We start from the raw sequence: 11549 nt of genomic DNA on the forward strand, positions 1-11549 counted from the left end.
GGGTGAACAAATCGCTCACACAGCTGTCAAAAGTGCGCTGAAAACGATGCGTAACTGGCAGGATGAAATCCTCAATTACCACCATTGCCGTTGGACAAATGCTACTGTAGAAGGTCGTCATAACCGTATTAAAGCATTTCAACGACGTCATTATTTCTTGCGTAACCCAGATCGATACAAAGCGGGCATTTTAGTTGAATGTAATCGTCATCGACTTTCAAGCTAAATATTCAAGCACTGATTTTGAGGTTGAGCCATTTTTTTCTTGACACTTTTTTAAAAGTGAAGATATAATAAAAACGGAAAACATGTAACCGGTTACACATTGTTTCATACATCAAGAGTTCCGGTGATAATTTTCTAAGTAATTACTGATAATAATAGAGAAATAGGAAAATATCGGATATGTGTAACCGTTTCCCTACTTGGTTTAAATTGGTTTGTGAATTTGGTTGCTCGCATCATTAGGAGTGGGATGTAACAAGTGGTAACGATTAGAGATGTCGCGAAATTGGCTGGGGTTTCGGTAGCAACTATTTCCCGTTTTCTCAACAAAAATGGGTATGTTAACGAAGATACCAAGCTAAGAGTGGAGCAAGCGATTAAGACGCTGCAGTATGAGCCTAACGCGATAGCGAGAGGGCTGGCGGGAAGGAAAACAGGGACGATCGCTCTTATCTTTCCCGATATTACGAATCCATTCTTTGCTGAACTGGCCAGAGCTGTTGAAGATGTGGCAAGGATGTATGGGTACACGGTTATCTTGTGTAACTCGGACAATCAGGCGGACAAGGAGCAAACGTACATTAAGGTACTGAAGCAGCGTTATGTGGATGGCATTTTGTTCGCCTCTTACAACCTTCGCTCTGATGATGTAGAAGCGCTAAAAAGTGAAAAGATTCCGCTTGTCATGCTCGACAGAGCGCCGCGAGATGCTTCCTGCTCCATCGTGAGCTCGAAGCATTTGGAAGGAGCCCAGATGGCTGTGCAGCATCTGATGGATGTGGGCTGCAAGAAGATTGCCCACATTTATGGTCCGCAAGAGACGGTGACGGGAAGAGAACGGTTCATAGGATACGAACAATCAGTGAAGCATCTTCCTTGGTACTCACCGAGTCTGGTAGAGCCCGGCTACTTCCGCGTAGATGGCGGGATGGCCGCCGTAGAGAATTTGATGCAGCGTCATCCGGATATCGACGGTATTTTCGCCGGCAACGACACAATGGCTGTCGGGGCGCTGAAGAAGCTTCAACGTTTGGGGCTGCGCGTACCGGATCAAGTAGCGTTGGTCGGGTTTGACGGCATCGATTTAACACTCATCGTCGAACCGGAAATTACAACGGTTGCCCAACCTATTTACGATATGGGCATGCTATCTACGAGGCTACTGATCAAAAAGATTGAAGGCGACATCCAAGAAGAGCAGACACATCTGTTTGATGTGACGCTCATACCTAGAGGTTCGACAGAAAGGAAAAGAAATGATGAATAAACCCCGTATTGTGGTCATCGGGAGCTTGAATATGGACATTGTAGTGGAAACATCTCGATTTCCGCGTGTTGGAGAAACACTAACAGGCGAGCATGTCCACTTTATACCAGGCGGTAAAGGCGCGAATCAGGCCGTAGCTGCTGCGAGGTTAGGCGGTCAGACGACGATGATCGGCTCCGTGGGAGACGATATGTTCGGACAATCGCTCATTGAATCGCTTCAGCAGGATGCGATTTCCACAGATCACGTCATTCGGATCGCGGGAACCCCGACAGGTATCGCCTCCATCATGCTTGCCGAATCAGACAATCAGATTGTAGTCGTTCCGGGGGCAAACGCAAGCTGTTTGCCAGAACATATTCAAGCCGTGGAGCAAGTCATCGCGGAGCATGATATCGTGCTCGTGCAATTGGAAATTCCGCTTGAAACGGCTTCGGCCGTTTGCCAGTTAGCGAAGAAGTTAGGCAAGATAGTTATTCTGAATCCAGCACCTGCGCGCGAGCTGCCGGAGGCCATGCTGAAATGCGTGGACTATATAACGCCGAACCGCTTAGAGCTAGCGACGCTCACGGGCATCGATGCATCTGGCGATCACCTGCAGACAGCTATGGAAGCGCTGCTTGAGATGGGACCGAGCTGTGTCATAACGACGCTCGGTGAGGAAGGCTCTGCCTTTCTGCGCAAAGGAGAAACACTAGTGAAAGTTCCGGCTTACCGTGTTCCTGTTGTTGATACGACTGGAGCGGGTGACGCCTACAATGGCGGACTAGCCTATGCGCTGGCCGCGGGCAATGAGTTGAAAGAGGCGGTAGCTTTCGCCTGTAAGGTGTCTGCAATGTCTGTAACAAAGCTCGGTGCACAAGCCGGCATGCCGACTCAGGAAGATTTAAAAACACTTAACCAACCAATAAGATAATCCTAAGGGGGATTTAAGCTATGAGAAAAAGATTGGGAATCACTGCATTATTGTTATTGTCCGTATTGGTGTTCTTAGCAGGTTGCGGGAAATCCAACACATCGACAAGCACGCCAGGAGCAGCAGGTACACCTGCTGCGGGCAAGAAAATCAATGCGGTCTACTTCGTGAACGGAACGCTTGGAGATAAAGGATTTTTCGACTCTGCACAAAGAGGCGTGAAGCAAGCTGGTGAAACACTTGGCATGACAGTGAAAACCGTTGAAGGCGGCACGAACCAAGCTGACTGGCCTTCAGGTTTGGAATCACTGGCTTCCAGCGGGAAATATGACGTAATCGTCCTTGGGACAAGCCAAATGACGGACATCATCAAAGATGTGGCGAAGCGTTACGAGAAACAGAAGTTTATTTTCTTCGATGAAGCCATTACAGGCCTTCCGAATGTGTACTCCATGACTTACTCGCAAAATGAAGGTTCCTTTATGGCAGGAGCATTTGCCGCATTGGTTACGACAAGCACTGAATTGAAAGGTGCAAATCCAGAAAAAGTGATCGGCTTTATCGGCGGTATGGACATTCCGATTATTAATGACTTTAAAGCAGGCTATGAGCAAGGCGCGAAATACGTGGATCCTGCAATTACAGTTGTCGCTTCTTATGTTGGTGACTTTGCAAACGCTCCCAAGGGTAAAGAACTTGCATTAGCTCAGTATAATTCGCAAAAAGTAGATATCGCATTCAACGTAGCCGGAGGAGCTGGACTTGGCCTTCTGGAAGCGGGTAATTCTTTAGGAAAATATTCGATCGGTGTAGACTCCAACCAAAACGGTCTGTATCCGGGCAGTGTGTTAACTTCCATGGTGAAAGCTATTGACAACTCAGTTCTACGTGCATTGACTTTGTTCAGCCAAGATAGACTAGGATTTGGGAAGAATGAAGTATTAGGTATTAAAGAAGGCGGCGTAGGCTTGGCGAAAGACGAATTGTACAACAAACATGTTCCTAAAGCTATACAAGATAAGATCACGGATATCGAGCAGAAGTTAAACAAAGGCGAAATCAAAGTTCAAACCACTTTGAAATAAGCCGGTAACGAGGGGGAAACGTATCCATGGCTATTTTGCTGGAGATGAAAGACATCCATAAAACTTACCCCAATGGTACGAAGGCGAACCGTGGTGTGGATTTGACGATACATGAGGGCGAGATTCACGCGTTAGTCGGCGAGAATGGGGCTGGCAAATCGACGCTCATGAAAATATTGTTCGGACTTGAGGCACCGACTAGCGGTTCCATCCTGTATAAAGGCCAACCGCTTCGCTTCCAAGGACCGAAAGATGCGATAAAGCAAGGGATGGGCATGGTGCATCAACATTTCATGCTTGTCCCCTCGCTCACGGTTTCTGAAAACATTGTGCTTGGCGAGGAGCCCGTCAAAGGGCTTTTCTCCCTCTTACGAGATCGTGCTAAGGAGCTTTCCGAAATTGAGAAATTGATTGAAACTTTCAAATTGAAGGTTGATCCTCGTGCGACGGTTGAAACGATATCCGTTGGGCAAAAACAACGTGTGGAAATTATCAAGGTGCTGTATCGCGGTGCACGCCTCATTATTCTTGATGAACCTACGGCAGTCTTAACACCGCAGGAAACCGATGAACTGTTTGAATCGATCCAAACGCTGGTGCGACAAGGATATACGATCATTTTCATTACGCATAAACTGCGTGAAGTGATGGAAATATCCAATCGTGTTACGGTGCTTAAGGCAGGGAAAACGATCACGACACTGCTCACCAAAGAAACGAATCCAGAAGAAATTTCGAGACTCATGGTTGGCAGGGAAGTCTTGTTCCGCGTCGAAAAGCAGCCTTCCGAACCGAAAGAAATCGTATTGTCAACTAAGAATCTGTTCGCTTCTGATGACAAGGGATCACCGGCGCTTCGGGGTATTTCGCTCGAGATTCGGGCTGGCGAGGTTGTAGGAATCGCAGGGGTAGAAGGAAACGGACAAACGGAGCTGGTCGAAACGATCACGGGTATGCGAAAAGCAACGTCAGGTGCAATCAACTATTTGGGTGAGGAACTGATCGGAAAAAGCGTCGCACAAATCCGCGCGATGAAAATCGGGCACGTACCGGAAGATCGGCAAACGACAGGAGCGAGTTTAACCTCGACGATTGCTGAAAATTTAATTCTTGACCATTACCGGAATCCTGAATTTCGACGGGGACCATTTCTGAATAAAAAGAAAATCAAGGAATTTGCAAAAGTAATGATGGATGTTTATGACGTGCGCGCTCAAAACGAAGACGTGATGGCCGGAGCTTTATCCGGGGGGAACTTGCAAAAAGTGGTGATCGCCCGGGAGATTTCGAAAAATCCGAAGCTTCTGATCGCATCGCAGCCAACCCGTGGTGTCGATATCGGAGCCATCGAATCTATCCATCGTGAGATTATCAAAAGGCGGGATGGGGGCGCAGCCGTACTGCTCGTTTCTGCTGAATTATCGGAAGTCATGGGCTTAAGCGACCGCATTGCCGTTATGTACAATGGGAAAATAGTGGCCGTTCTTGATAATCATGACGGGCTGACAGAAGAGGAACTCGGCTATTACATGCTGGGGATCAAGAATCAAGAAAGGAAAGAGGCGCTCCAATGAATACAAGACAAGCTATCTATTTGGAAATCACAGGTATCATTGCCGCAGCTGTCATGGCGATCCTTTGCGGATTCATCGTGATCTTGTTCTCCAGCCAACATCCGATTGAGGCGATCAGTTCTTTTCTGGGCGGTCCGCTTTCAGGAGCGTTCAATATCGGCACCATTTTGAATAAAGCCGTTCCTCTGATTTTGACGGGATTGGCGCTATCTGTTGTCTTTCAAAGTGGCGTATTCAGCATGGGGGCAGAAGGTCAGCTGTATGTTGGGGCATTCGTAGGTTCTCTAGTCGCTGTTTATGTGCACGGATTACCGGCTTGGATTTTGCTTCCCATGGTTCTCATATGTGCAATGGTTGGCGGAGCACTCTATGGCGCGATCCCAGGCTGGCTCAAGACAAAATGGAATGCGAACGAGATTGTCACCACGCTGATGATGAACTTCGTTGCAATTTTGACCACCTCATACTTGGTTAACAACGTATTCAAAGATCCAGCTAGCGGCGGCTTTGCTCGCATGCATTATGTGGATGCAGGTGCAAAGTTGGGCAAAATATTCGCAGGTTTCCCGGCACACTATGGTGTGATCATCGCACTGCTGGCAGCTGCTGTCGTGTATCTCTTTATGTACAAAACGAGATCGGGGTATGAGCTGCGCTTAGTAGGTAAAAACAGCCGATTCGCCGATTACGGCGGTATTTCAACGAAACGTGTTGTGATTGTAAGCGTGATGATTAGCGGAGCGCTTGCTGGACTCGCTGGGATTGTTGAAATTCTGGGAGTACACGGCACATATAAAGATAATTTCTCGTCTGGATTAGGCTTTGATGGGATTATCATTGCTCTGCTCGCAAGAAATCATCCGATTGGCGTAGTGGCTGTTAGTTTGTTCTATGCTTATCTTCAAGTGGGTGCTGCATCCATGCAAGTTGGGAGCGATATGCCGCGTGAGCTGGCCATTATTATTCAAGTTATGTTGGTCTTGTTCGTTTCTTCGCAAGCGATCTTTGCTTATTTGAAACAAAAATTCGTCCTGCGGCAAAAGGCGGTGAACTAGATGCTATCAGCTCTTTGGGGTCAAATTATCGACTTATCTCTATTTGTTGTACTGCTCAGATTCACAACACCGATTCTGCTATCGGCTTTGGGCGGGCTTATCGCCGATGTCGCAGGCGTCATCAATATCGGTTTGGAAGGTTTGATGCTAATCTCAGCGTTTAGCGCCATTGCCGTTGGATCTGTAACGGACAGTTGGATTCTCGGTTTGGTTGCAGGAGTCGCTTCTTCCATGCTCATTTGTTACGGGATGGGGTTCTTCTCACTCAAACTGAAAGTAGATATAATCATTACCGGTTTTGCCGTGAATATTTTGGGTTCGGGCTTGACGATTTTCCTTATGAACAAAATTTTCGGAGTGACAGGCAACTACTCACCTACTGGATTACACAATATTCCGGTTGTTCGAATTCCGTTTATTGATACGATTCCTTTCTTGAATAAGCTGCTTAGCGGGCACAGTCTCATGACCTGGATCGCTTTCTTATCTGTACTGTTATGTGTATTCATTCTGTACAAAACACCCTACGGTGTTCACCTACGTTCCGTTGGCGAGGCGCCGCAAGCGGCCAAATCGCTCGGTATTTCTGTCAATCGCATTCAATATTCAGCGCTTGCTTGGAGCGGATTGTTTACGGGTTTAGCTGGCGCTTACTTATCGATGGGCATGACGAGTATGTTCGTTAAAGATATGACTGCAGGCACAGGCTTCCTGGCACTTGCCGTCGTTTTACTCGGAAACCGCAATCCAGTTGGCATCTTGTTCGGCTCGCTGATCTTCGGTTTAGCTAGCGCGATTGCTACCGTTGTCCAAACGATTCCGGGCAGTAAAGTTCCGAGTCAATTTATCCAAATGATTCCTTATCTTGTAACCATTGCAGCACTTGTATTCTTTGCTATTCGCAAGAAGAAAAAGCTGAACGATGCGCTGAGGGCGCAAGCCGAAGGCGCAGTGAAAATCGCTGCGGCTTAAGAAAAGGAGCGAACGATGGAAACTAATGTGAAAAGAAAAATTATTATTGATTGCGATCCGGGGCACGATGATGCTATCGCGATCTTGCTGGCAGGGGCAAATCCGCACGTGGAGTTGGTTGCCATTACGACGGTGGCAGGCAATGCTGAGGTCGAGAAAACGACCGTCAACGCACTTAAAGTATGCGAGTTAGCAGGCATAACGCACATTCCTGTGGCCAAAGGGGCGGGACAGCCGCTTATACGTGTGCGTCAGACAGCAGCCGACATTCATGGCGACTCTGGCATGGATGGACCTAATCTGCCTAATCCAAGTAAGCCTGTGGAGAAGGAACATGCCGTTGATCTTCTTATTCGCAAGTTGATGGAATCAGACGGAGATATTACGCTGGTTCCGGTCGCGCCGCTCACGAACATTGCTCTGGCGATGCGCAAAGAACCTGCTATTTTATCTAAAATACAAGAGATCGTCATCATGGGTGGAGGAACGTTCGGCAATACAACACCTGCTGCTGAATTCAATATTTACGTGGATGCGGAAGCGGCAAAGGTTGTTTTTGAGAGCGGCGTGCCCATCACGATGATGGGGCTGGATTTAACGCATCAAGCGATCGTGACGGATGAAATTCATCAACGAATTCTCGATGTGGATAACCGGGTTTCTCATTTTGTTCATGAACTTCTGGGTTTTTTCGCCCATACGTATAAAGAAGTTTTCGGTTTTGCCGGCGCTCCGATTCATGATGCTTGCTGCGTCGCTTACTGTATTGATCCCACGGCATTCGGAACGAGAAAGCTGCGGGTTGATATTGAAACAAAAGGTGAGCATACGTACGGCATGACGGTTGTTGATTTGCTGGGTGTCACAGGTCGGGAGCCTAATGTAAATGTGGCTTTCACACTTGACCAAGATAAATTTTGGAACATGCTTATTCAAACTTTGAAAAACTACACATAGAGGTGAATACATTGCAAAACGTTCGCATGATTCTTGATGTTGATACAGGTATTGATGATTCCATGGCGATTTTGCTTGCCCTGAAAACGAAACATATCAAAGTAGAAGGAATTACAACTGTGTTCGGTAATACGGATGTCGTGCAAGCCACTCGCAACACACTGCAAGTGATTGAGCTTTCGGGTGTTGATTACGAAGTTCCGGTGGCTATGGGCGCGGCTAAACCGCTGTTCCGCGACTGGCGCGGTCCTGTCACGCATATCCACGGCGATAACGGTATCGGGAACTGCGAGCTGCCGCAGCCCAAAGGGAAAGCCATTGCGGAAAGCGCCGCTCAGTTCATCGTTCGTAAAGTAAATGAAAACCCTCACGAGCTAACGCTAGTGTTCGTGGGCCGAATGACGAACCTGGCTATCGCACTCGCACAAGATCCTTCCATCGCTTCCAAGGTGAAGCGACTTGTTATCATGGGCGGCGCGGTGAAAGTGCCTGGCAACGTGACACCTGTTGCCGAAGCAAATATCTACGGCGATCCTGAGGCTGCGCATCGTGTGTTTGAATCTGGCATCCCGATTACGCTAGTCGGATTAGATGTAACGATGAAGACGGTTATTGGCGAGGAGCACCGCCGGTTATTAATGGATTCGCCTGCTCCAGGCAATGAAAGAGCAGCCGCTTATATCGGTGAAGCTTTCCAGTTTTATTTTGGCGCGTACGACAAGCAGAACGGTTTCTACGGCGCACCTCTGCATGATCCGCTTGCGGTTGCAGTAGCTGCTTATCCGGACCTTGTCACGACGGAAGATCTTTATATCAGCATTGAGACAAAAGGGACCATGTCCTACGGAGCTACATTAGCGGATTTCCGCAGAACGGTACCGGTTACGAATACAGCAGTGGCGTTTGAAGTCAACAGCCCGCGGTTTCTTGATTATTTCATCAACACATTAAAGAGCTAACGAGAGGAGAAACTTAGATGAAACCGATTATTTTGGATGTTGATACAGGCATTGATGATGCGCTTGCCATAAGCTACGCGGTGAATTCCCCTGAAGTGGAATTACTGGGGGTGACGACTTGCTTCGGCAACGTTACAGTTCAAGAAGCGACCCGCAATACGCTGCTAGTTCTGGAACATTTGGATAGCTCAGTTCCCGTTATTCCGGGAGCTTCTAAGCCGCTTTTCGTTAGCCGGGTAAAAGCGAGTGCGACCCATATTCATGGCGAAGACGGCATTGGGAACACGCTGACAGATATGTCTACACGAGAAGCATCAAAGCAATACGGACCACAATTTATTATTGATCAGGTACGGAGTAAACCGCATCAAGTGACGATTATTACGGTTGCAGCGATGACGAATCTGGCGCTAGCGATCATGCAGGCTCCTGATATTGTGGGCTTAGTGGACAAGGTGGTTGTAATGGGAGGGGCTGTAACCCGAGCGGGTAATGTGACTCCGCATGCGGAAGCAAACATTTATGCTGACCCTGAAGCGGCGGATTATGTGTTCGCCTCCGGTATCCCGATCACACTCGTAGGCCTTGACGTAACGATGGAGACGCTGCTTCCGAAGAAAGACGTTCAGGTATGGCGGGACAAGCAGACAGCTCTCAGTACCTTATTGGCGGATATGACCGATTTCTATATCGATGCTTATGAAGATTTCTATCCAGGCATCGATGGCTGCGGTCTTCACGATCCGCTTGCGGTTGGTGTGGCCATTAATCCGGATTTCGTCAAAACGAAACCCCTGTATGTTCGGGTCGATCTCGATGGTTTCCACTCATTAGGCCGAACAGTTGGTGATCTGCGAAGCAAGCCTGCAAACGAGCCTAACATGGATGTTTGTTTGGAAGTAGACGCTGAGCGCTTCTTGGAACACTTTCTCAGTAAAGTAGTTTAAATGGAAGTGGCTCGATTTCTTCATAAGATTTATATATAATGGCATAATAACGAAACGTGGCGGACTGGGCACACAGTCCGCTTTTTTCTTTTCGCAGGGAGGCATCATGAAATACATTTTATTTGTTTTAGCTGGGGCATGCAGCTTCGGTTTATTATCTACTTTTGTAAAGAAAGCTTACGAGTCTGGTTTCAATGTCGGCGATGTCGTCGGGAGCCAAAACCTATTTGGTGTGATAATGCTGTGGCTCTTGGTATTCGTGACCGCGAAATCCGCCAAGCAGTCTACAGGGTCGCCTACATTTAAAGTAACAAAGAGGCAAGCTCTCTCGCTCATGGCCGTAGGAACGACGACAGGCTTAACGGGAATGCTATACTATGCGGCTCTACAGTATATTTCGGCTTCGTTCGCTATTATCTTATTGTTCCAATTTACATGGATGGGCATCCTGCTGGAGGCAATCGTCGAGCGCAAACGTCCCGGTAAGGACAAGATTCTATCACTCGTTATCTTGTTTGTTGGGATTATTATGGCAAGCGGTTATTTGGGTGGGGGCCAGGAGGCTATATCCTGGATAGGTGTTACCCTTGGCTTGTTGGCTGCTGTTACCTATGCGCTCTTCATCTGGTTCAGCGGGAAAACAGCCAAACAAGTCGCACCAATCACAAGAAGTGCGATTATGCTGACGGGTTCGTTTATTCTCGTCATGTTAGTATTTCCACCGCATTTTCTTTTCAACGGATCTTTGCATGAGGCGCTTCTTCCTTGGGCGCTGCTGTTAGCTCTATTCGGCGTTGTCATTCCGCCGTTGTTCTATGCAATTGGTGTACCACGCATTGGCGGCGGACTAGCAACCATCTTGAGTGCGGCTGAACTGCCAACGGCCGTCATTATGTCCTACGTCGTGCTGAATGAGTCCGTCAACTGGCTGCAATGGCTTGGCGTGGGGATCACGATGTTCGGTATTGCCCTTCCTGAGCTTATGAAGCGCAAGAAGGGTAAATCCGTAGTTATCGGCGCAAATGTAGGTGCGTGATCATTTCTAAAGAGGTGGACTCGAAATCGTAAAGATTTCGTGTTCGCCTTTATTTCATTTCAGAACTTATATATTTTGGGTTGGAGCGAATTTTAAGGAGAAGGAGTGACTGTGGTTGTGGTAAGCCTGCAATTGTACATGCTTTTTTTCTTTAAATAGCTCATAATCGAAAATTCCTGTGATTGTGCAGGCTTTTTCGGTCTTTTTTTAATTTCAGGATGGAAACGGTTCGGCCCCTTAATTATGGAGTCTAGCTGCTAAATGCTCTCGCTCTCGCAGCTTCTCATTTCTCTAGCACACTAAAGCGCAATTTCTACGGCTTCTAATTTTTTAGCTTCCCAAGCTGCATGGTACTGGCTTGGACTCATTTTGTGCAGACTTCCGTGGAAACGCCGTTGGTTGTAGAATTCAATGTATGTGTGTACTCTTTGGTAAGCTTCTTCAAACGTTTCAAAGTACTCTTTTGTGTACACATCTCTTTCAATAATGCTATGAAATGACTCAATGTATGCGTTCATATTGGGGGTCTTGGGCGGTATGCGCTCGTGCTCGATCG

12 protein-coding genes are annotated in these 11549 nt (G+C 47.5%); 11 read left to right on the plus strand and 1 reads right to left on the minus strand.

Translation table 11 applies throughout. The annotated features are described in order from the left end of the window. From G519_RS46230 to G519_RS0135815, 11 genes are all read left to right on the plus strand, one after another. Positions 1-226, plus strand: a 226-nt coding sequence (locus G519_RS46230; RefSeq protein ID WP_036635141.1) for a transposase, incomplete at its 5' end; no start/stop codon positions are given. A 258-nt stretch (positions 227-484) separates the two neighbouring features. Continuing rightward, positions 485-1492, plus strand: coding sequence for a LacI family DNA-binding transcriptional regulator (locus G519_RS0135770; protein WP_029198678.1), 1008 nt, complete (start codon positions 485-487; stop codon positions 1490-1492). Further along, entirely contained in the window at positions 1482-2408 is a 927-nt protein-coding gene (gene rbsK / locus G519_RS0135775; RefSeq protein ID WP_029198679.1) for a ribokinase, read from the plus strand. The genes G519_RS0135770 and rbsK overlap by 11 nt, the downstream gene beginning before the upstream one ends. A 20-nt stretch (positions 2409-2428) precedes the next feature. Next, entirely contained in the window at positions 2429-3493 is a 1065-nt protein-coding gene (locus tag G519_RS0135780) for a BMP family lipoprotein (RefSeq protein WP_029198680.1), read from the plus strand. Between the two features lie 26 nt (positions 3494-3519). Next, entirely contained in the window at positions 3520-5067 is a 1548-nt protein-coding gene (locus G519_RS0135785) for an ABC transporter ATP-binding protein (RefSeq protein ID WP_029198681.1), read from the plus strand. Continuing rightward, positions 5064-6122, plus strand: a complete 1059-nt coding sequence (locus tag G519_RS0135790; protein WP_029198682.1) for an ABC transporter permease — start codon at positions 5064-5066, stop codon at positions 6120-6122. The genes G519_RS0135785 and G519_RS0135790 overlap by 4 nt, the downstream gene beginning before the upstream one ends. Next, entirely contained in the window at positions 6123-7094 is a 972-nt protein-coding gene (locus G519_RS46235; protein WP_051253994.1) for an ABC transporter permease, read from the plus strand. Between the two features lie 15 nt (positions 7095-7109). Continuing rightward, positions 7110-8051, plus strand: coding sequence for a nucleoside hydrolase (locus G519_RS0135800; RefSeq protein WP_029198683.1), 942 nt, complete (start codon positions 7110-7112; stop codon positions 8049-8051). 11 nt (positions 8052-8062) lie between these two features. After that, positions 8063-9010 carry a nucleoside hydrolase gene (locus G519_RS0135805; protein WP_051253996.1) on the plus strand — a complete coding sequence of 316 codons (948 nt, stop codon included), beginning with the start codon at positions 8063-8065 and terminating at the stop codon, positions 9008-9010. A 17-nt stretch (positions 9011-9027) separates the two neighbouring features. Continuing rightward, a complete protein-coding gene (locus G519_RS0135810) occupies positions 9028-9957 on the plus strand; it encodes a nucleoside hydrolase (protein WP_029198685.1) in 930 nt (309 codons plus the stop codon). A gap of 106 nt (positions 9958-10063) precedes the next feature. Next, positions 10064-10993, plus strand: coding sequence for an EamA family transporter (locus G519_RS0135815; RefSeq protein WP_036635147.1), 930 nt, complete (start codon positions 10064-10066; stop codon positions 10991-10993). 299 nt (positions 10994-11292) lie between these two features. On the opposite strand, the gene G519_RS0135820 is transcribed toward G519_RS0135815, so the two are convergent. Then, positions 11293-11549: integrase core domain-containing protein (locus G519_RS0135820; RefSeq protein WP_029196968.1), on the minus strand; the 257-nt coding region annotated here is incomplete at its 5' end.

The sequence above is a fragment of the Paenibacillus alginolyticus DSM 5050 = NBRC 15375 genome (assembly GCF_000422905.1).
Lineage (GTDB): Bacteria > Bacillota > Bacilli > Paenibacillales > NBRC-103111 > Paenibacillus_E > Paenibacillus_E alginolyticus.